The following is a 20,512-nucleotide window of genomic DNA, read 5'->3' on the forward strand; positions in this document are numbered from 1 at the left end:
GAGTGCGCCGTGAGCTTTACCCCCGCCAATCGCCTGTTCCCCGCCACCCGCCTGCGCCGCAATCGTCGCGACGAGTTCTCCCGCCGTCTGGTGCGCGAGAACGTGCTGACCGCCGACGATCTGATCCTGCCGGTGTTCGTGCTGGAGGGCGAGAACCGTCGCGAGGCGGTGCCGTCGATGCCGGGGGTCGAGCGCCTGTCCATCGACCTGCTGCTCGAGGAGGCGGCCGAGTGCGTTGCGCTGGGCATTCCGGCGCTGGCGCTGTTCCCGGTCACCCCGCTGGAGAAGAAGTCGCTGCTCGCCGAGGAGGCCTGGAATCCGGACGGCCTGGCCCAGCGCGCCACCCGCGCCCTGCGTGCGCGCTTTCCGGAGCTGGGCATCATCACCGACGTGGCCCTCGACCCGTTCACCACCCACGGCCAGGACGGCATCCTCGACGATAGCGGCTACGTGCAGAACGACGTCACCGTCGATGCGCTGGTCAAGCAGGCGCTGTCCCATGCCGCCGCCGGTGCCCAGGTGGTGGCGCCGTCGGACATGATGGACGGCCGCATCCAGGCGATCCGCGAGGCGTTGGAACTGGCCGAGCACCCCAACGTGCGCATCATGGCCTACTCGGCCAAGTACGCCAGCGCCTATTACGGCCCGTTCCGCGATGCGGTCGGCTCGGCCGGCAACCTCGGCAAGGGCAGCAAGAATACCTACCAGATGGACCCGGCCAACGGCGACGAGGCCCTCCACGAGGTGGCGGCGGACCTGGCCGAAGGCGCCGACATGGTGATGGTCAAGCCGGGCATGCCCTACCTCGACATCGTCCGTCGGGTGAAGGATGAATTCCGCGCGCCGACCTTTGTCTATCAGGTCAGCGGCGAGTACGCCATGCACATGGCGGCGATCCAGAATGGCTGGCTTTCCGAGGCGGTAATCCTCGAGTCTTTGGTCGCGTTCAAGCGCGCCGGGGCCGATGGCATCCTCACCTATTTCGCCAAGCGTGCGGCACAACTGTTGAAACAACAGGGCTGAAGGCCCTGCAGGAACAAGCGATGAACAATCCAGGACTGATTGATAGCGAACTGCCGGAACAGCCGGTGGCACCTGCCCTGCTACCCGAAGCGGAAGCGCCCGCGCTGCCGTCCATGGCCGAGCCGCAGGTCGAGGCCGTGGAGGACGTCGTCGAGGCGCCGGCCCCGATACCGGGGCTGGACGACAGCAGCCTGTACATCCACCGCGAGCTGTCGCAGCTGAAGTTCAATATCCGCGTCCTGGAGCAGGCGCTCGACGAGTCCACCCCGCTGCTCGAGCGCCTGAAGTTCCTGCTGATCTTCTCCAGCAACCTCGACGAGTTCTTCGAGATCCGCGTCGCCGGGCTGAAGAAGCAGGTCGCCTTCGCCCGCGAGCTGGCCGGCGCCGACGGCCTGCAGCCGCAGCAGGTGCTGGCGCGGATCAGCGAGCTGGTCCACGAGCAGGTCGATCGCCAGTACGCGATCCTCAACGACGTGCTGCTGCCGGCGCTGGAGCAGCACCAGATCCGCTTCATCCGCCGTCGCAACTGGACCACCAAAATCAAGACCTGGGTGCGCCGCTATTTCCGCGAGGAGATCGCGCCGATCATGACGCCGATCGGTCTCGACCCGACCCACCCGTTCCCGTTGCTGGTCAACAAGAGCCTGAACTTCATCGTCGAGCTGGAGGGCATCGACGCCTTCGGCCGCGACTCCGGTCTGGCCATCCTGCCGGCGCCGCGTCTGCTGCCGCGGGTGATCCGCGTGCCGGAAGAGGTCGGCGGTCCTGGCGACAACTTCGTGTTCCTCTCCTCGATGATCCACGCCCATGCCGACGAGCTGTTCCACGGCATGAGCGTCAAGGGCTGCTACCAGTTCCGCCTGACCCGCAACGCCGACCTGTCGGTGGACGCCGAGGATGTCGAGGATCTGGCCCGCGCGCTGCGCGGCGAGCTGTTCTCGCGGCGCTTCGGCGATGCGGTGCGCCTCGAGGTGGCCGACAACTGCCCGCAGAACCTGGTCGACTACCTGCTCAAGCAGTTCGGTCTGGCCGAGTCCGAGCTGTACCGGGTCAACGGCCCGGTCAACCTGACCCGGCTGTTCTCCATCACCGGCCTGGAAAGTCAGCGTGCCCTGCAGTACACGCCGCTGACCCCGGTGATTCCCAAGCTGCTGCAGAGCAGCGACAAGCTGTTCAACGTGGTCGGCAAGCAGGACGTGCTGCTCTACCACCCGTTCGAGTCGTTCACCCCGGTGGTCGACATGCTGCGCCAGGCGGCCAAGGATCCCCACGTGCTGGCGATCAAGCAGACCCTGTATCGCACCGGCGCCAACTCGGAGATCGTCGACGCGCTGGTCGACGCCGCGCGCAGCGGCAAGGAAGTCACCGCGGTGATCGAGATCCGCGCGCGCTTCGACGAGGAGTCCAACCTGGCCCTGGCCAGCCGCCTGCAGCAGGCCGGAGCGGTGGTGATCTACGGCGTGGTGGGCTTCAAGACCCACGCCAAGATGATGCTGATCCTGCGTCGCGAGAACGGCGAGCTGGTGCGCTACGCCCATCTCGGCACCGGCAACTACCACGCCGGCAACGCCCGCCTGTACACCGACTACAGCCTGCTGACCTCCGACGACGCGCTGTGCGAGGACGTCTCCAAGCTGTTCAACCAGTTGATCGGGATGGGCAAGAGCCTGCGCATGAAGAAGCTGCTGCACGCGCCCTTCACCCTGAAGAAGACCCTGCTCGACATGATCGCCCGCGAGGGGCAGCACGCCAGCGAGGGCAAGCCGGCGCACATCATCGCCAAGATGAACTCGCTGACCGATCCCAAGGTGATCAAGGCGCTGTACAAGGCCAGCCAGTCAGGGGCGCGCATCGACCTGATCGTGCGCGGCATGTGCTGCCTGCGTCCGGGGATTGCCGGGGTGTCGCACAACATCCAGGTACGCTCGATCATCGGCCGCTTCCTCGAGCACAGCCGCGCCTTCTACTTCCTCAACGGCGGCGACGAGCAGCTCTACCTGTCCAGCGCCGACTGGATGGAGCGCAACCTCGACAAGCGCGTGGAGGCCTGCTTCCCGCTGGAAGGCAAGAAGCTGATCACCCGGGTGAAGAAGGAGCTGGAAGCCTACCTGGCCGACAACACCCAGGCCTGGGTGTTGCAGAGCGACGGCCGCTACCTGCGCCTGCAGCCCAGCGGCAACCAGAACCCGCGCAACGCCCAGGCGCTGATGGTCGAGAAGCTCAGCAGTCCGGTGCTGTCGGTGCGCTGATCCGCTGCGGCGAGACGAAAAAGGGGCGGCTCCTTGCGGGGCCGCCCCTTTTGCGTTGCGGCGCGCTCAGCGGCCGCTGAGCGCGTAGCCCACCCGTGCCAGCCACTGCGCCTCGGACTCGATGTCGGCCTGGGTCAGCGGGTTGGCGGTCAGCCAGCCTTGCGGGAACACCGCCTCGAGGCTGCGCGGGCCGGCGTGAAAGGTCACCTCGGGCATTTCCTGGGTGCCGCGGATGTGGTGGAACAGGATGGCGAAGCGCAGCACGATGCACAGGCGCACCAGACGCTCGCCTTCCTCGCCGAATTCGGCAAAGCGCTCCACCGGGATGTTGCGCCGGTGGCCGCGCACCAGCAGCGCCAGCATCTCCTGGTCGAGGCGCGAGAAGCCGGCCAGGTCGGCGTGCTCGAGGATGTAGGCGCCGTGCTTGTGGTAGTGGTAGTGGGCGATATCCAGGCCGATCTCGTGCACCTTGGCGCCCCACGACAGCAGCTCGCGGTGCCAGTCGTCGTTGAGGTCCCAGGGCGCGGCCACCTGGGCGAGGATCGACAGCGCCTTGGTTTCCACCCGCGCGGCCTGCTCGAGGTCGACATGGCAGCGCTCCATCAGCGCCGACAGGGTGCGTTCGCGCACGTCCTCGTGGCTCTGCCGGCCGATCATGTCGTACAGCACGCCCTCGCGCAGGGCGCCTTCGGCGTGGATCATCGACTGGATCTCGAGGGCGTCGAAGGTCGCCTCGAGGATCGCCAGGCCCGCCGGCAGGATCGCCTGGCGGTCGGCCTTGACCCCGTCGATGGCCAGGTCGGCGAGGCTGTCGCACTTGAGGATCTTGCGCTTGAGCCAGGCGAGGCCGGCCGGGGTGATCTCTCCGTTGCCCTGGCCGCCGGCCTGGATCGCCAGACTGATGGCGCGGATGGTGCCAGAGGAGCCGACCGCCTCGTTCCAGCCCAGCTTGCGCACCGCCTGCTCGAAGCTCATCAGCTCCAGCCGTGCGGAGGTGTAGGCCTGGGCATAGCGCGCCAGGCTCAGCTTGCCGTCGGCGAAGAAGCGCTTGCTGTAGCTGACGCAGCCCATCTGCTGGCTCTCGCGCAGCAGCGACTCGAAGCGCTCGCCGATGATGAACTCGGTGCTGCCGCCGCCGATGTCCACGACCAGGCGCTTGCCCTCGGCCACCGGCAGGCTGTGCGACACGCCGAGGTGGATCAGGCGCGCCTCCTCGCGGCCGGAGACCACCTCCACCTGATGGCCGAGCAGCTCCTCGGCGCGGCGGATGAATTCCGCGCGGTTGCGCGCCTCGCGCAGGGCGTTGGTGGCGACGATGCGCACCGCGCCCTGCGGCAGTCCGGTGATCAGCTGGGCGAAGCGGCGCAGACAGTCGAGGCCGCGGCCCATCGCCGCCTCGTCGAGGTTGCGCTGCTCGTCGAGGCCGGCAGCCAGCTGGACTTTCTCGCCGAGGCGCTCAAGCAGGCGGATCTCGCCCTGGTCGACGCGGGCCAGTACCATGTGGATGCTGTTGGAGCCGATGTCGATGGCGGCAATCAGGGGAAAGGCTTCGGCGGGAGTGTGCGGCATGGTCGGTGTTTCTCGCAGCAAAACGGCAGAATCCTGCCATGATAGAGCAATAGCGCCCGCTGCAGGTTACGTCGACGGCTCCGACAATAGATGCCGTTGACTTCCGTCATAGCCATTGCCAATCGCCTGCGCCTTTCGGTTGCCGGCGAGTGGGGCTATCATGGTCCGTCATTTTTTTCGCATCCGAATCACGGAGAACTCCCATGAGCGAATTCATCACCAACGTCACCGACGCCAGCTTCGAGCAGGACGTGCTCAAGGCCGACGGCCCGGTACTGGTCGACTATTGGGCCGAGTGGTGTGGTCCGTGCAAGATGATTGCCCCGGTGCTGGATGAGATCGCCAAGGACTACCAGGGCAAGCTCACCGTGTGCAAGCTGAACATCGACGAGAACCAGGACACCCCGCCGAAGTACGGCGTGCGCGGTATCCCGACCCTGATGCTGTTCAAGAACGGCAACGTCGAGGCGACCAAGGTCGGCGCCCTGTCCAAGTCCCAGCTGGCCGCCTTTCTCGACAGCAACATCTGACCCCGATGCGTGAATAACCCCGTCCCAGTGCGGGGTTTTTTCTGTTTGCTGTCTAGACTCTGCAACGAATGCAGTGATAAATTCGGGCAGCAGTCATTATCCGACTGCTTCCTGCATGCCGTCGCCGCCGCCCTCTCGCCCCGGATTCGCGCAGTGAACCTGCCGTCTTCCTGCGGCGCGGCCTCCCGAGCTCAACGCTTTCCTTCTCTCCCCCGATGTACCTCATCCTATGAACCTGACTGAACTCAAGCAAAAGCCGATTCCCGAACTGCTGGAAATGGCCGACCAGATGGGCCTGGAAAACATGGCCCGGTCGCGCAAGCAGGACATCATCTTCGCCCTGCTGAAGAAGCACGCGAAAAGCGGTGAGGAAATCTCCGGGGATGGCGTGCTGGAGATCCTGCAGGATGGTTTCGGATTCCTGCGCAGCGCGGATTCTTCCTACCTGGCCGGCCCGGACGACATCTATGTCTCGCCCAGCCAGATCCGCCGCTTCAACCTGCGCACCGGCGACACCATCATCGGCAAGATCCGCCCGCCGAAGGAAGGCGAGCGTTACTTCGCGCTGCTCAAGGTCGACACCATCAACTATGATCGACCGGAAAACGCGAAGAACAAGATCCTGTTCGAGAACCTCACGCCGCTGTTCGCCAACAAGCGCCTGAAGATGGAGGCCGGCAACGGTTCCACCGAGGATCTCACCGGCCGGGTGATCGACCTCTGCGCGCCGATCGGCAAGGGCCAGCGCGGCCTGATCGTCGCTCCGCCGAAGGCGGGCAAGACCATCATGCTGCAGAACATCGCCGCCAACATCACCCGCAACAACCCCGACTGCCACCTGATCGTCCTACTGATCGACGAGCGTCCGGAAGAAGTGACCGAGATGCAGCGCACCGTGCGCGGCGAAGTGGTCGCCTCGACCTTCGACGAGCCGCCGACCCGCCACGTGCAGGTCGCCGAGATGGTGATCGAGAAGGCCAAGCGCCTGGTCGAACACAAGAAGGACGTGGTCATCCTGCTCGACTCCATCACCCGTCTGGCGCGCGCCTACAACACCGTGATCCCCAGCTCCGGCAAGGTGCTCACCGGCGGTGTCGATGCCCACGCCCTGGAGAAGCCCAAGCGCTTCTTCGGTGCCGCGCGCAACATCGAGGAGGGCGGCAGCCTGACCATCCTCGCCACCGCGCTGGTGGAGACCGGCTCGAAGATGGACGAGGTGATCTACGAGGAGTTCAAGGGCACCGGCAACATGGAGCTGCAGCTGGACCGCAAGATCGCCGAAAAGCGCGTGTTCCCGGCGATCAACATCAACCGCTCCGGTACCCGTCGCGAAGAACTGCTGACCACCGAGGAGGAGCTGCAGCGCATCTGGATCCTGCGCAAGATCCTCCATCCGATGGACGAGATCTCCGCGATCGAATTCCTCCTCGACCGTCTGAAGGACACCAAGACCAACGAGGAATTCTTCCAGTCGATGAAGCGCAAGTAAGCGCGGCGCCCTGGAAGCACGCAACGGCCGGTCCCTACCGGCCGTTGTCGTTTCTGCGCGCTGCGTCGCTGTTCCGCCGCGGCGCCGTTCGGCGCTAGACTCTGCGCCTTCGACAGTCCCACCGAGGCTCAAGCATGCAGTATCGCGACCTGCGCGAATTCATTCGCGGCCTGGAGGCGCGCGGCGAACTGAAGCGCATCCAGGCGCCGGTCTCCCCCGTGCTGGAAATGACCGAAATCTGCGACCGCACCCTGCGCAAGGGCGGCCCGGCGCTGCTGTTCGAGAACCCCACCGGCTTCCAGACGCCGGTGCTCGGCAACCTGTTCGGCACGCCGAAGCGGGTGGCGCTGGGCATGGGTGCCGAGGAGGTGTCCGAGCTGCGCGAGATCGGCAAGCTGCTGGCCTTCCTCAAGGAGCCGGAGCCGCCCAAGGGACTCAAGGACGCCTGGTCCAAGCTGCCGATCTTCCGCAAGGTGCTGGCCATGGCGCCCAAGGTGCTCAAGGATGCGCCCTGCCAGGAGGTGATCGAGGCGGGCGACGACGTCGACCTCGGCAAGCTGCCGATCCAGCACTGCTGGCCGGGCGACGTGGCACCGCTGATCACCTGGGGCCTGACCATCACCAAGGGGCCGAACAAGGAGCGCCAGAACCTCGGCATCTACCGCCAGCAGGTGATCGGCCGCAACAAGCTGATCATGCGCTGGCTCAGCCACCGCGGCGGCGCGCTGGACTACCGCGAGTGGTGCCTGAAGCACCCCGAGCGTCCCTATCCGGTGGCGGTGGCCCTCGGCGCCGACCCGGCGACCATCCTCGGCGCGGTCACCCCGGTGCCGGATACCCTGTCCGAATACGCCTTCGCCGGCCTGCTGCGCGGCCAGCGCACCGAGCTGGTCAAGGCCATCGGCTCGGATCTGCAGGTGCCGGCCTTCGCCGAGATGGTGCTGGAGGGGCACATCTACCCCGGCGAGATGGCCGACGAGGGTCCCTACGGCGACCACACCGGCTACTACAACGAGGTCGACCGCTTCCCGGTGTTCACCGTCGAGCGCATCACCCGGCGCCGCGATGCCATCTACCACAGCACCTACACTGGCCGTCCGCCGGACGAACCGGCGATCCTTGGCGTGGCGCTCAACGAGGTGTTCGTGCCGATCCTGCAGAAGCAGTTTCCCGAGATCGTCGACTTCTACCTGCCGCCGGAAGGATGTTCATACCGCATGGCGGTGGTGACCATCAAGAAGCAGTACCCCGGCCACGCCAAACGGGTGATGCTCGGCGTGTGGTCGTTCCTGCGCCAGTTCATGTACACCAAGTTCGTCATCGTCACCGACGACGACATCGATGCGCGCGACTGGAACGACGTGATCTGGGCGATCACCACGCGCATGGACCCCTCGCGCGACACGGTGTTGATCGACAATACGCCGATCGACTACCTCGACTTCGCCTCGCCGGTCTCCGGGCTGGGCTCGAAGATGGGCCTCGACGCCACCCACAAGTGGCCGGGCGAGACCGACCGCGAGTGGGGCCGCGCCATCGTCAAGGACGAGGCGGTGGTCAAGCGCGTCGACGCGCTGTGGTCCAGCCTGGGCATCGACTGAGGACCCGGGGTGCGCGCTGCGCACCCCGGGTGTGAAATCGTCACCACCACCTTCGTAACGGGAGTCGTCATGCGCATCACCCTGCAACCCTCCGGCCTCAGCCTGGAACTGCTGCCCGGCGAGCGCATCCTCGACGGTGCGCGCCGGCTGGGCTTCGACTGCCCGCAGAGCTGTCGCAACGGCAACTGCCACGTCTGTGCCGCGCTGCTGGTTGAAGGCAAGGTACGTCAGCAGGGCGTCGAGCTGGAGCATGGCGAGCTGTTCACCTGCGTCGCCGAGCCGCTGGAAGACTGTCTGCTGCACTGGGACGGCGTGCTGGCGCCCGGCGAGCTGCCGCTACGCAAGCTGGCCTGCCAGCTGGTCGAGTGTGCCGCCGTGGGCGGCGACGTGTTCCGCCTGCGCCTGCGCGCACCGGCCGGCAAGCCGCCGCGCTACCATGCCGGCCAGTACCTGCTGCTCGAGCGCGAGGACGGCAGCCAGGCGGCCTTCTCGATCGCCTCGGCGCCCCACGCCGGCCGCGAGCTGGAGCTGCACATCCTCGCCCGCGACGACGGCACCCGCAACCTGCTCGAGTTCATCCGCCGCCAGGGGCTGGCCCGCGTGCAGCTGCCGTTCGGCGACTGCCACCTGGCCGAACTGCCCGTAGGTCCCTTGTTGCTGCTCGCCGCTGGTACCGGATTGGCGCAGATGCACAGCCTAATCGAGCACTGCCGCTCCGCCGGCTTTGCCCATCCGGTGCACCTTTACTGGGGCGTACGGCGCCCGCAGGAGTTCTACCGCCTGCCGGTCTGGGAGGAGTGGCAGCGGCGGCCCAACCTGTTCCTGCATCCGGTGGTCAGCGATCCGCAGCCGGACGATGGCTGGAGCGGGCGCTGTGGCCTGCTGCATCAGGCGGTGTGCGCCGACTTCCCCGACCTGGCTGAACTGCACGTCTACGCCAGCGGATCGCCGGCGATGGTCTATGGCACGCTGGATGCGTTGGTCGCGGCGGGCATGGACGCGCGGCAGATGCGTGCCGACGTGTTCGTCTATGCGCCGCGGCCGGCCTGAGGCGTCGCTCACCGCTCGACTGTGGACGCGGTCGCAGGCCGCGCATTTGCCGACCGCCGGTTGCACGGACAAATTGCATGGCCGGCCGACTTGCCGGAGAATGCGCCCGCTCGAGCTCAGCCTCGAGCCGCCCGCCAGGTCGCCAGAGAAGCGCCGGCGCTGCGCACTTCAGCTTGCCTGCGAGGGGGAGGCAATCGATGCAACGCAAGAAACCCGACATGCTCTGGGTTCTGGTTTTCCTGTTCGGCCTAGGCGTGGTCACCACCAGCTATGCGCAGAGTTTGTGGCCGAAGCCGGGCGACCTGCCGGCGGTCTACAGCAGTAAGCCCTGATCCCCATCTGAATCCGATCCGACCTGCGCCGGCCGCGTTGATGGCTGCCGGTTGCGGCCACCTGTCGCGATGCGCTCACGCGTGATGCAGGTGCTGCCCGGCGCGGGCCTCTTCCAGTTCTTCCCGGCGACAGCCGGCATGCCAGCCACGGTCGGTCACGGTCGCGTGCAGCGGCACGTCCCAGCTCTCCAGCGGCAGGCGGTCGACCTGCTGGCAGGCGTGCGCCAGGCCGAGCAGGACCGGTTTCTGCCAGTTGCGGTGGCGTAGCCGGTAGGCCAGCGCGCGGTCGTAGAAACCGCCGCCCATGCCGAGTCGGCCGCCACCGTCATCGAAGCCCACCAGTGGCAGCAACAGCAGGTCGAGCGCCCATGGTCGGCGCTGGCGGCTGGCCTGCGGGCGCGGCTCGGCGATGCGAAAGCGGTTGCGCTGCAGGGACTCGCCGGCATCGATGCGCTGGAAGCGCATGTGGGTGCGCGGCCAGCGGGCCAGCAGCGGCAGGTAGACCTGCTTGCCGCGGCGCTGCGCCTCGCGCTGCAGCAGGATCGGGTCGATCTCGCCATCGTTGGGCAGGTACAGGGCCATATGCCGGGCGCGGCGGAACAGCGGGTGCTGGGCCAGCTGGCGATACAGGCAGCGAGCCGCCTGGCGCTGCTGTGCCGGTGTGAGGGCGCGGCGCTTGGCGCGTAGCAGACGGCGCAGGGCAGGGCGGGAGTGGGTGTCGGCGTGGATCATTGCGGACGTCTCAGCTCGGTTTGGTGTTGGCGGCTGATGGCACGCGCAGAGAGAGTCGGAGCTGAAGCCGGAGGAAGGATGACTCCCCAAGGTGCCGCTGTCGGCTTAGCCCTTGAACCCGAAAGTTCAAGGTGGAGGTTGCAGGAAGCGTTAAGGCTTTCCGTCGAGCGGACATGCGCACCGGCTTCCAGCCGCAACCCCCGGGTTGTGTGAATCGGCTCAGGGACATCACCAACTGGCCAACACATCAGGGAGCTGTGGGTGAGTTTACCGCAAACTCCGCGCTTGTCATCCCTGCCGTTGCTCCGCCTCCTCCTGCAGGGCCCGATCGACCCTTTCCAGCAGCTCGCGCACCTGTTCGCGGGTGTCGCCGGCGACCGCGCTGCCCTGCTGCTGCAGCAGCTCGTGGGCGATGTTCAGGGCGGCGAGCACGGCGATGCGGTCGGCGCCGATCACCTTGCCGCTGTTGCGGATCTCGCGCATCTTGCCGTCCAGGTAGCGTGCGGCGCTTTCCAGATTGGCGCGCTGCTGGGGCGGACAGTGGATGGGGTAGTCCTTGTCGAGAATCTTCACCGTGACGGTTTGCGGCTGGGTCATGAGTCCTGCTCCAGGGCCTTGAGGCGCGAAATCATCGATTCGACCGTGTGGCGGGCCAGTTCGTTCTGTTCGATGAGGCGCGCGCGTTCCTCGCGCCACTGCCGCTCGCTGCTGCGCAGCTGGTGGTTTTCCGTGCGCAGCTGTTCGGCCAGGCGGATCAGCTGATCGATCTTCGCCGTCAGGGCGTTGAGGTCGGCGTCTTCCATGGGCTCATGCTCGGGGCGCTGAATGGTCCAATGACTATACAACACAACCGCCATTCGCGCGGCCGGCGCCCGCTGGCGCCGATGGTCTTGGGCGGGGCGCCGGTGCTAGCATGGGGGCCTCGATTCCAGACCTTCCGCCTGCCGCCATGACCCTGCCTGCCTCTGCCTATTCCGCTTTTGCTGCCCTGCTGACCGCTGCCGGCCAGTCCATTTCGCCCGCCGAACTGCATGGCCTGCTGCTGGGGCGTACCTGCGCCGGCGCAGGCTTCGATGCCGACCTGTGGCTGGCGTCCGCCGGCGAGCTGCTCGACACGCCGCCCGACGAGCGCCTGCGCCAGGCCCTGGTCGGCCTGCAGGGCATGGTCAAGAGCGAGCTGGAGGCCGGCGAGCTGTCGCTGGTCTTGCTGCTGCCGGCCGACGAGGCGCCGCTGGCCGAGCGGGCCGCGGCCCTGGGCCAGTGGTGCCAGGGTTTCCTCACCGGGTTCGGCCTGACCGCCCGTCAGGGCAAGCTGTCCGCCGAGGCCGAGGAGGTGCTGCAGGACCTGGCGGCCATCGCGCGCATCGAGGAGTCGCTGGAGGAATCGGACGACGCCGAGACCGACTACATGGAGGTCATGGAGTACCTGCGGGTCGCACCCCTGCTACTGCTCAGCGAGTGCGGCGGACTGCCGGTGAAGCCCGCGACCGACGCCAAACCTTCCCTGCACTGATCCGACCCGAGAGGCGCGCCATGACCCGTATTGCCCCGTCCGAGTATGCCCGTCGCCGCCAGGCACTGATGCAGCAGATGGAGCCGGGCAGCATCGCCCTGCTGCCGGCGGCGCCCGTACAGATCCGCAACCGCGACGTCGAGCAGGCCTATCGTCAGGACAGCGACTTCCAGTACCTGACCGGCTTCCCCGAGCCGGAAGCGGTGCTGGCGCTGATTCCCGGGCGGGCTGAGGGCGAGTACGTGCTGTTCTGCCGCGAGCGCAATCCCGAGCGTGAGCTGTGGGAGGGCCTGCGCGCCGGCCAGGAGGGCGCGCTGCGCAACTACGGCGCCGACCAGGCCTTCGCCATCGGCGTCATCGATGAGGTTCTCCCCGGCCTGATCGCCGGCCTCTCGCGCGTTTACTACGCCATGGGTGTCAACCCCGAGTTCGACCGCCAGCTGGTCGGCTGGATCAACGACGTGCGCAGCAAGGCACGCCATGGCGCCACGGTGCCCACCGAGTTCGTCGCCCTCGACCACCGCTTGCATGAGATGCGCCTGATCAAGTCGGCTGGCGAGGTCGCGGTGATGCGCGAGGCTGCGGAAATCTCCGCACGAGCCCATGTGCGTGCCATGCAGGCCAGCCGTGCAGGGCTGTACGAGTACCACCTGGAGGCCGAGCTTGACTACGAGTTCCGCAAGGGGGGCGCCAAGCTGCCGGCCTACGGCTCGATCGTCGCGGCCGGCCGCAATGCCTGCATCCTGCACTACCGCGAGAACGACGACGTGCTCAAGGACGGCGATCTGGTGCTGATCGATGCGGCCTGCGAGATCGACTGCTACGCCAGCGACATCACCCGCACCTTCCCGGTCAGCGGCACCTTCTCCGCCGAGCAGAAGGCCATCTACGAACTGGTGCTCCGCGCCCAGGAAGCCGCCTTCGACGAAATTGCCCCGGGCAAGCACTGGAACCAGGCCCACGAGGCCACGCTGCGGGTGATCACTGCCGGCCTGGTGGAGCTGGGTCTGCTCGCCGGCGAGGTCGACGAGCTGATCGAGGGCGAGGCCTACAAGCCCTTCTACATGCACCGCGCCGGGCACTGGCTGGGCATGGACGTGCACGACGTCGGCGACTACAAGATCGGCGGCACCTGGCGCGAGCTGGAGCCGGGCATGAGCATGACCGTCGAGCCGGGCATCTACATCGCCCCCGACAACCACGCGGTCGAGGCGCGTTGGCGCGGCATCGGTGTGCGCATTGAGGACGACGTGGTGGTGACCGAGACCGGCTGCACGATCCTTACCGACGGCGTACCCAAGACGGTCGCCGAGATCGAGGCGCTGATGGCTGCCGCGCGCAGCCGGGCGGCCTGAGCCTATGACGGTCAGCGGACATCCCGCCGGCAGCGGCCGCATTGCCATCGTCGGTGGCGGCCTGGTCGGCGCCAGCCTGGCCCTGGCCCTGCAGCAGGGCGGCGCCCTGGCGCGGGGCTGGCAGATCAGCCTGGTCGAACCCTACGCCCCCGGCGACGGCTTCCAGCCCAGCTACGACGCGCGCTGCTCGGCGCTGGCCTGGGGCACCCGGCTGATCTACGAGCGCCTCGGCCTGTGGCCGGCGATCGCCGAGCGCGCCGAGCCGATCACCCGCATCCAGGTCTCCGAGCGTGGCCGCTTCGGCGCCACGCGCCTGGCCGCCGCGGAAGAGGGCGTGCCGGCCCTGGGCTATGTGGTGGAAAACGCCTGGCTCGGCCACTGCCTGTGGCAGGCGCTGCATGCCGACGGCCTCGACTGGCGTTGTCCGGCGCGGGTCGAGGCGGTGCAGGCGCAGGCCGGCGGCTACCGGCTGACCCTCGACGACGGCAGTCCGCTGGACTGCGAGCTGCTGGTGCTGGCCGACGGTGGCCGTTCCGACCTGCGCGAGCAGCTGGGTATCCAGCTGCGCCGCACCCCCTATGGACAGACCGCGCTGATCGCCAATGTCACCCCGGCCGAGCCGCACGGCGGGGAGGCCTTCGAACGCTTCACGACGGACGGGCCGATGGCCCTGCTGCCGCTGGCGGACAACCGTTGCGCGCTGGTCTGGACCCGCCCCGATGCCGACGCCGCGCGCCTGCTGGCGCTGGACGAGCGCGGCTTCCTCGCCGAGCTGCAGCAGGCGTTCGGCTATCGCCTCGGGGCCTTCCGCAAGGTCGGTGCACGACACAGCTACCCGCTGGCGCTGCTCGAGGCCGAGGAGCAGGTGCGCAGCCATCTGGTGTTGGTCGGCAACGCTGCCCACGGTCTGCACCCGATTGCCGGCCAGGGCTACAACCTTTCCTTGCGCGACGTCATGGCGCTGGCCGAGACCCTGCTGCAGGATGGTGCGCGGCTGGGCGATCTGAGCCAGCTGCAGGGCTACCTGGCCCGCCAACGTCTGGATCAGACGCTGACCGTGGGCTTTTCCGACCGGGTCACCCGGCTGTTTTCCAACGACCGCCCGGCACTGGCGCAGCTGCGCAACCTGGGCCTGCTCGGCCTGGAACTGTGCCCGCCGGCCAAGCACTGGTTCGCCCGTCAGGCCATGGGTCTCGGCACCCGGCCCTGAGCCAGCGGTTCACCTTTCGATTCACCCGCCCTGCAGCAGGGCGCGAGGAGCAGCGAAGATGCAAGCAGACCTGATCATCGTCGGCGCCGGCATGGTCGGCAGCGCGCTGGCCCTGGCCCTCAGGGACAGCGGCCTGCGCATCCTGCTGCTGGACGGCGGGTCGCTGGAGCTGGCGCCGTTCGACGCCGCCGGGCCCTTCGAGCCGCGGGTCAGCGCGCTGTCCGAGGCCAGCCGGCGCATCCTCCAGCGCCTCGGCGCCTGGGAGGGCATCGCCGCGCGGCGGGCCGCGCCCTACCGGGCGATGCAGGTATGGGACGGTTCCGGCACCGGGCAGATCCACTTCTCCGCCGCCAGCGTGCACGCCGAGGTGCTCGGCCACATCGTCGAGAACCGCGTGGTGCAGGACGCCCTGCTCGAGCGCCTGCAGGACAGCGGCATCGAACTGCTGGCCAGCGCGCGCCTCGAACAGCTGCGCCGTTCCGGCGCCGGCTGGCTGCTGCAGCTGGCCGACGGCCGCGAGCTGCGCGCGCCGCTGCTGGTCGCCGCCGACGGCGCCCAGTCCGCGGTGCGCCGCCTGGCCGGTTGCGCCACCCGCGAGTGGGACTACCTGCACCACGCCATCGTCACCAGCGTGCGTTGCGAGAAGGACCACCAGTCCACCGCCTGGCAGCGCTTCACCGACGACGGTCCGCTGGCCTTCCTGCCGCTCGAGCGTGACGGCGACCGCCACTGGTGCTCGATCGTCTGGTCGTGCACGCCGGCCGAGGCCGAGCGGCTGATGGCGCTGGACGACGGCGCCTTTGCCAGCGAGCTGGGCCGCGCCTTCGAGCAGCGCCTCGGCGCGGTACTCGAGGTCGATCCGCGCTTGTGTCTTCCGCTGCGCCAGCGCCACGCCAAGCGCTACGTCGAGAAAGGGCTGGCGCTGATCGGCGATGCTGCGCACAGCATCCATCCGCTGGCCGGCCAGGGCGTCAACCTCGGTTTCCTCGATGCGGCGACCCTCGCCGAGGGGCTGCTGCACGCCCATGACCGTGGCGAGAACCTGGCCGACAGCCGCGTGCTCGGCCGCTTCGAGCGCCGGCGCATGCCGCACAACCTGGCGATGATGGTGGCCATGGAAGGCTTCGAACGCCTGTTCCAGGCCGACCCGCTGCCGCTGCGCTGGCTGCGCAATGCCGGTCTGCGCCTGATGGATGGGCATCACGAGGCTAAGGGCCTGTTCGTGCGCCAGGCGCTGGGCCTCTCCGGCGATCTGCCCGCGCTGGCCCGGGCATGCGGCACTGACGCGGATCAAAAAAGACGCGCCTGAGCAATCTTAGCGGTTGAGAAGCTAAATGGGATTAACTATCATTTTCCCAACTCAACCCTTCGTACGAGGCGTGTTCCATGCAGGCAAACAAGAAGATCCTGGCAGCCCTGGCGCTGACCACCCTGGCCGGTACCGTGCAGGCCGCCGACGAGGTCGTGGTCTATTCGGCGCGCATCGACGAGCTGATCAAGCCGGTGTTCGACCAGTACACCGCCAAGACCGGGGTCAAGGTCAAGTTCATCACCGACAAGGAAGCGCCACTGCTGGCGCGCCTGAAGGCCGAGGGCGAGAACACCCCGGCCGACCTGCTGATCACCGTGGATGCCGGCAACCTCTGGCAGGCCGAGCAGGAAGGCGTGCTCAAGCCGCTGCAGTCCAAGGTCATCGACGCCAACATCCCCAGCCAGTACCGCTCCAGCACCGGCGCCTGGACTGGCCTGTCGCTGCGCGCGCGGACCATCGTCTACTCCACCGCGCGGGTCAAGCCGGCCGAGCTGAGCACCTATGAGGCGCTGGCCGACAAGAACTGGGAAGGCCGCCTGTGCCTGCGCTCCAGCAAGAAGGTCTACAACCAGTCGCTGACCGCCACCCTGATCGAGACCCACGGTGCCGAGAAGGCCGAGCAGATCGTCAAGGGCTGGGTCGCCAACCTGGCTACCGATCCGTTCGCCGACGACACCGCGCTGATCCAGGCCATCGACGCCGGCCAGTGCGACGTGGGCATCGTCAACACCTACTACTACGGCCGTCTGCACCAGCAGCAGCCGGACCTCAAGGCCAAGCTGTTCTGGCCGAACCAGGCCGACCGCGGCGTGCATGTCAACCTGGCCGGCGCCGGCGTGACCAAGCATGCCCCGCATGCCGAGGCCGCGCAGCAGCTGCTGGAGTGGATGACCAGTGAGGAAGCCCAGGGCGTGTTCGCCGGGGTCAACCAGGAATACCCGGCCAACCCGAAGGTCGCGCCGTCCAAGGAAGTGGCCGCCTGGGGCAGCTTCAAGGCCGACAGCATCCCGGTGGAAGTGGCTGGCAAGCGCCAGGCCGAAGCGATCCGCCTGATGGATCGTGCCGGCTGGAACTGATTCCCGTCCGCCTTTGGTTATACTCGACGCCCCGGCCGCCCAGCCGGGGCGTTTTTGTTTTGGCCGCCGTTGTCTGAGCATGCCTTTTGCGGTTTGAGCATGCTTTTTGCAATTGGGAACTGGCCCCGTCCCTGATCCGCCCGCCAAGGAGTCTGCGTGGCCCATTCCGCTCAACGCCGCTGGTATCCACTCGCTGCGGCGATTGCCGCCCTGGTCCTGCTGCCGCTCAGTGTCCTGCTGCTGAGCTGGGGTGAGGTGGATGGCGAGATCTGGCAGCACCTGTGGGACACCCAGATGCCGCGCTTGCTGGGCAACACCCTGAGTCTGGTGCTGGGCGTCGGGGTCGGCGTGACCCTGCTCGGCGTCAGCCTTGCCTGGCTGACCAGCCTGTGCGAGTTCCCCGGGCGCAAGTGGCTGGACTGGGCGCTGATGCTGCCCTTCGCGATCCCCGCCTACGTGCTGGCCTTCGTCTTCGTCGGCCTGCTGGATTTTGCCGGGCCGGTGCAGACCCTGTTGCGCGAATGGTTCGGCAGCGGCCTGCGCCTGCCGCGGGTACGCTCCACCGGCGGGGTGATCGTGGTGCTGGTGCTGGTGTTCTATCCCTACGTGTACCTGCTGGCGCGCACCGCCTTCCTCGCCCAGGGCAAGGGCCTGATGGAGGCGGCGCGGGTGCTCGGTCTGTCGCCCTGGCAGGCGTTCTGGCGGGTGGCATTGCCGGTGGCGCGGCCGGCCATCGGCGCCGGCCTGGCGCTGGCGCTGATGGAGACCCTGGCCGACTTCGGCGCGGTGTCGGTGTTCAACTTCGACACCTTCACCACCGCCATCTACAAGACCTGGTACGGCTTCTACAGCCTGTCCAGCGCCACCCAGCTGGCCAGCCTGCTGCTGCTGGCGGTGATGCTGCTGCTCTACACCGAGCGCCGCGCCCGCGGCGCCAGCCGCCCGGGCAACGAGCGCGCGCGCAGCGCGCCGCTGTACCACCTGCGCGGCGCCAGGGCGCTGGCCGCCAGCGCCTGGTGCGGCCTGGTGTTGCTGTGCGCCTTCGTCGTGCCGATGCTGCAGCTGCTGGTCTGGTTCTGGCAGCGCGGGCGCTTCGACCTCGACGAACGCTACGTCGGCCTGATCCTGCATACCCTCTATCTGGGCGGCATGGCCGCGCTGATCACCGTGGCGCTGGCCATGCTGCTGGCGTTCGCCCGCCGGCTGGCGCCGACCCGGCGCATGCAGGCGCTGGTCGGCCTGGCCAATCTCGGCTACGCGCTGCCCGGCTCGGTGCTGGCGGTGTCGATCATGCTGGCCTTCAGCTGGCTGGACCGCCATCTGGTGATCCCGCTGTCCGGCGCCCTGGGCGGCGACGGCAAGCCGCTGCTGCTGGGCAGTCTGAGCGCGCTGCTGCTGGCCTATCTGGTGCGCTTCATGGCGGTGGCCCATGGTCCGCTGGAGAGCAGTCTGGGGCGCATCCGTCCGTCGCTGCCGGAGGCTTCGCGCAGTCTGGGGATCGGTGGCGTGCGGCTGTTCCGCCGGGTCTACCTGCCGCTGCTGGTGCCCGGCACCCTGAGCGCGGCGCTGCTGGTGTTCGTCGACGTGCTCAAGGAGATGCCGGCGACCCTGCTGATGCGCCCGTTCGGCTGGGACACCCTGGCGGTGAGGGTGTTCGAGATGACCAGCGAGGGCGAGTGGGCGCGCGCGGCGCTGCCGGCGCTGACCCTGGTGCTGGTCGGCCTGCTGCCGGTGATCGGCCTGATCCGGCGCTCGGCCCGTCGCTACGGCTGACCGGGCGCATGTCCGGGCGGTCATTTGCGGCTACAATGCGGCCCATTCGAAGCCCGGAAGGAGATCCCATGGGACAGCGCACCCCCCTCTACGACCTGCACGTGGCGCTTGGCGCCAAGATGGTCGACTTCGGCGGCTGGGACATGCCGTTGCACTACGGTTCGCAAGTCGAGGAGCATCATCAGGTGCGCAGCGACTGCGGGGTCTTCGATGTCTCGCACATGACCGTGGTCGACGTCACCGGCGTGCAGGCCGGGGAGTATCTGCGCCGGGTGCTGGCCAACGACGTGGCGCGCCTGACCGAGCTGGGCCAGGCGCTGTACAGCGTCATGCTGAATGCCGAGGGCGGAGTGATCGACGACCTGATCGTCTACCGCACCGCCAGCGGCTATCGCCTGGTGGTCAACGCCGCCACCCGCGACAAGGACCTCGCCTGGCTGCAGGCGCAGGCCGAGGGCTTTGCCGTCGAGCTGACCGAGCGCCGCGATCTGGCCATGCTGGCCGTGCAGGGGCCGCACGCCCGGGAGCGCTGTGCCGAGCTGGTGACGCCGCCGCGGGCCGCGCTGATTCGCGAACTCAAGCCGTTCCACGGCCTGGCCGAGGGCGAATGGTTCATCGCCCGCACCGGCTATACCGGCGAGGACGGTCTGGAAATCATGCTGCCGGCCGCCGAGGCGCCGGGCTTCCTCAACGATCTGGTCGGCGCCGGCATCGCCCCGGCGGGGCTGGGCGCGCGCGACACCCTGCGCCTGGAAGCCGGGCTCAACCTCTATGGTCAGGACATGAGCGAGACGGTGACTCCGATGGCGGCCAACCTCGCCTGGACCATCGCCTGGCAGCCGGCCGAGCGCGACTTCATCGGCCGCGGCGCGCTCGAGGCACAGCGTGCCGGCGGCGGCGCGGAGACCAAACTGGTCGGCCTGGTGCTCGAGGAGCGCGGCGTGCTGCGCGCCCATCAGGTGGTGCGCGTCGCCGGCCTCGGCGAAGGCGAGATCACCAGCGGCAGCTTTTCGCCGACCCTCGGCAAGTCCATCGCCCTGGCGCGGGTGCCGGCCGGCACCGGCGAGCGCGCCGAGGTGGAGATCCGCGGCAAGTGGTACCCGGTGCGGGTGGTCAAGGCGAACTTCGTGCGCCACGGCAAGGCCCTGATCTGAGGCGACAGGGCGTAGCCGGCGCTGCTGCGTCCATGTACTGTTGAGCGCACTTTTCCGCTGGCGTGATTGCGCACGCCGAACCGAACAAGGAATCCAATAATGAGCAATACCCCTGCCGAACTGCGTTACGCCGCCAGCCACGAATGGGCCCGTCTGGAAGAGGACGGCAGCGTCACCGTGGGCATCACCGATCATGCCCAGGAAGCCCTGGGCGACGTGGTCTACGTCGAGCTGCCGGAAGTCGGCAAGGCGCTGGCCGCCGGCGAGCAGGCCGGCGTGGTCGAGTCGGTCAAGGCCGCCTCGGACATCTACGCGCCGGTCGCCGGCACGGTGATTGCGGTCAACGAGGCGCTGGCCGATGCGCCAGAAGCCGTCAATGCCGCCCCCTACGAAGCCTGGTTCTACCGGCTGCAGCCGGCCAATGCCGCCGAGCTGGCGCAGCTGCTCGACGCCGCCGCCTACCAGGCCAGCTGCGACGCCTGATCCTTCTGCCGCTGGTGGCCGGCGTCGCTGCCAGCGGCCGGGTCGTCAGCTCCGCGTTCCA

At 68.1% G+C, this 20,512-nt stretch carries 19 protein-coding genes and 1 other RNA gene; 15 read left to right on the top strand and 5 right to left on the bottom strand.

What is annotated here, in order from left to right:
* The first annotated feature begins 9 nt into the window (after positions 1 to 9).
* Positions 10 to 1,023 carry a porphobilinogen synthase gene (hemB, locus tag BMZ19_RS16395; protein ID WP_090312658.1) on the top strand — a complete coding sequence of 338 codons (1,014 nt, stop codon included), beginning with the start codon at positions 10 to 12 and terminating at the stop codon, positions 1,021 to 1,023.
* A 20-nt stretch (positions 1,024 to 1,043) separates the two neighbouring features.
* Positions 1,044 to 3,272, top strand: coding sequence for a polyphosphate kinase 1 (gene ppk1 / locus BMZ19_RS16400; RefSeq protein WP_090312659.1), 2,229 nt, complete (start codon positions 1,044 to 1,046; stop codon positions 3,270 to 3,272).
* A gap of 66 nt (positions 3,273 to 3,338) precedes the next feature.
* On the opposite strand, the gene ppx is transcribed toward ppk1, so the two are convergent.
* Positions 3,339 to 4,841 (bottom strand): exopolyphosphatase, encoded by a 1,503-nt coding sequence (ppx, locus tag BMZ19_RS16405; protein ID WP_090312660.1) that lies wholly within the window; start codon positions 4,839 to 4,841, stop codon positions 3,339 to 3,341.
* A 203-nt stretch (positions 4,842 to 5,044) separates the two neighbouring features.
* On the opposite strand from ppx, the gene trxA reads away from it, so the two are divergent.
* From trxA to BMZ19_RS22840, 5 genes are all read left to right on the top strand, one after another.
* The gene (gene trxA / locus BMZ19_RS16410) at positions 5,045 to 5,371 is read left to right on the top strand and encodes a thioredoxin TrxA (protein WP_090312661.1); all 327 of its coding nucleotides are present in this window, start codon (positions 5,045 to 5,047) and stop codon (positions 5,369 to 5,371) included.
* Positions 5,372 to 5,600: 229 nt separating this feature from the next.
* On the top strand, positions 5,601 to 6,860 hold the full coding sequence (rho, locus tag BMZ19_RS16415; RefSeq protein WP_090312662.1) for a transcription termination factor Rho: 1,260 nt from the start codon (positions 5,601 to 5,603) through the stop codon (positions 6,858 to 6,860).
* Between the two features lie 134 nt (positions 6,861 to 6,994).
* Positions 6,995 to 8,461: a 4-hydroxy-3-polyprenylbenzoate decarboxylase gene (gene ubiD, locus BMZ19_RS16420; RefSeq protein ID WP_090312663.1), complete on the top strand. Its 1,467-nt coding sequence runs from the start codon at positions 6,995 to 6,997 to the stop codon at positions 8,459 to 8,461.
* A gap of 69 nt (positions 8,462 to 8,530) precedes the next feature.
* Positions 8,531 to 9,511: a CDP-6-deoxy-delta-3,4-glucoseen reductase gene (locus BMZ19_RS16425; RefSeq protein WP_090312664.1), complete on the top strand. Its 981-nt coding sequence runs from the start codon at positions 8,531 to 8,533 to the stop codon at positions 9,509 to 9,511.
* Between the two features lie 197 nt (positions 9,512 to 9,708).
* Positions 9,709 to 9,843, top strand: coding sequence for a hypothetical protein (locus BMZ19_RS22840; protein ID WP_280142174.1), 135 nt, complete (start codon positions 9,709 to 9,711; stop codon positions 9,841 to 9,843).
* Positions 9,844 to 9,918: 75 nt separating this feature from the next.
* On the opposite strand, the gene BMZ19_RS16430 is transcribed toward BMZ19_RS22840, so the two are convergent.
* From BMZ19_RS16430 to BMZ19_RS16445, 4 genes are all read right to left on the bottom strand, one after another.
* Positions 9,919 to 10,575, bottom strand: a complete 657-nt coding sequence (locus BMZ19_RS16430) for a 5-formyltetrahydrofolate cyclo-ligase (RefSeq protein WP_090312665.1) — start codon at positions 10,573 to 10,575, stop codon at positions 9,919 to 9,921.
* 79 nt (positions 10,576 to 10,654) lie between these two features.
* A non-coding RNA gene (ssrS, locus tag BMZ19_RS16435) (6S RNA) lies at positions 10,655 to 10,832 on the bottom strand.
* 31 nt (positions 10,833 to 10,863) lie between these two features.
* A complete protein-coding gene (locus BMZ19_RS16440) occupies positions 10,864 to 11,172 on the bottom strand; it encodes a cell division protein ZapA (protein ID WP_090312666.1) in 309 nt (102 codons plus the stop codon).
* Entirely contained in the window at positions 11,169 to 11,378 is a 210-nt protein-coding gene (locus tag BMZ19_RS16445) for a TIGR02449 family protein (RefSeq protein ID WP_090312667.1), read from the bottom strand. Before BMZ19_RS16445 ends, BMZ19_RS16440 begins: the two co-directional genes overlap by 4 nt.
* Before the next feature lie 146 nt (positions 11,379 to 11,524).
* Here BMZ19_RS16445 and BMZ19_RS16450 point away from each other — a divergent pair, with 146 nt between their 5' ends.
* From BMZ19_RS16450 to gcvH, 8 genes are all read left to right on the top strand, one after another.
* Positions 11,525 to 12,088: a UPF0149 family protein gene (locus BMZ19_RS16450; protein ID WP_090312668.1), complete on the top strand. Its 564-nt coding sequence runs from the start codon at positions 11,525 to 11,527 to the stop codon at positions 12,086 to 12,088.
* A 20-nt stretch (positions 12,089 to 12,108) separates the two neighbouring features.
* Positions 12,109 to 13,443: a Xaa-Pro aminopeptidase gene (gene pepP / locus BMZ19_RS16455; RefSeq protein ID WP_090312669.1), complete on the top strand. Its 1,335-nt coding sequence runs from the start codon at positions 12,109 to 12,111 to the stop codon at positions 13,441 to 13,443.
* Between the two features lie 4 nt (positions 13,444 to 13,447).
* Positions 13,448 to 14,653 carry a 2-octaprenyl-6-methoxyphenyl hydroxylase gene (gene ubiH, locus BMZ19_RS16460; protein ID WP_090312670.1) on the top strand — a complete coding sequence of 402 codons (1,206 nt, stop codon included), beginning with the start codon at positions 13,448 to 13,450 and terminating at the stop codon, positions 14,651 to 14,653.
* A gap of 58 nt (positions 14,654 to 14,711) precedes the next feature.
* A complete protein-coding gene (locus BMZ19_RS16465; protein ID WP_090312671.1) occupies positions 14,712 to 15,962 on the top strand; it encodes a 2-octaprenyl-3-methyl-6-methoxy-1,4-benzoquinol hydroxylase in 1,251 nt (416 codons plus the stop codon).
* Positions 15,963 to 16,039: 77 nt separating this feature from the next.
* On the top strand, positions 16,040 to 17,041 hold the full coding sequence (locus BMZ19_RS16470) for an extracellular solute-binding protein (protein WP_090312672.1): 1,002 nt from the start codon (positions 16,040 to 16,042) through the stop codon (positions 17,039 to 17,041).
* Between the two features lie 156 nt (positions 17,042 to 17,197).
* Entirely contained in the window at positions 17,198 to 18,814 is a 1,617-nt protein-coding gene (locus tag BMZ19_RS16475) for an ABC transporter permease (RefSeq protein WP_090312673.1), read from the top strand.
* Positions 18,815 to 18,882: 68 nt separating this feature from the next.
* A complete protein-coding gene (gene gcvT / locus BMZ19_RS16480) occupies positions 18,883 to 19,968 on the top strand; it encodes a glycine cleavage system aminomethyltransferase GcvT (RefSeq protein WP_090312674.1) in 1,086 nt (361 codons plus the stop codon).
* Between the two features lie 99 nt (positions 19,969 to 20,067).
* Positions 20,068 to 20,451 carry a glycine cleavage system protein GcvH gene (gcvH, locus tag BMZ19_RS16485; RefSeq protein ID WP_090312675.1) on the top strand — a complete coding sequence of 128 codons (384 nt, stop codon included), beginning with the start codon at positions 20,068 to 20,070 and terminating at the stop codon, positions 20,449 to 20,451.
* Positions 20,452 to 20,512: the final 61 nt, after the last annotated feature.

It is taken from the genome of Pseudomonas linyingensis, from assembly GCF_900109175.1.
GTDB lineage: Bacteria > Pseudomonadota > Gammaproteobacteria > Pseudomonadales > Pseudomonadaceae > Geopseudomonas > Geopseudomonas linyingensis.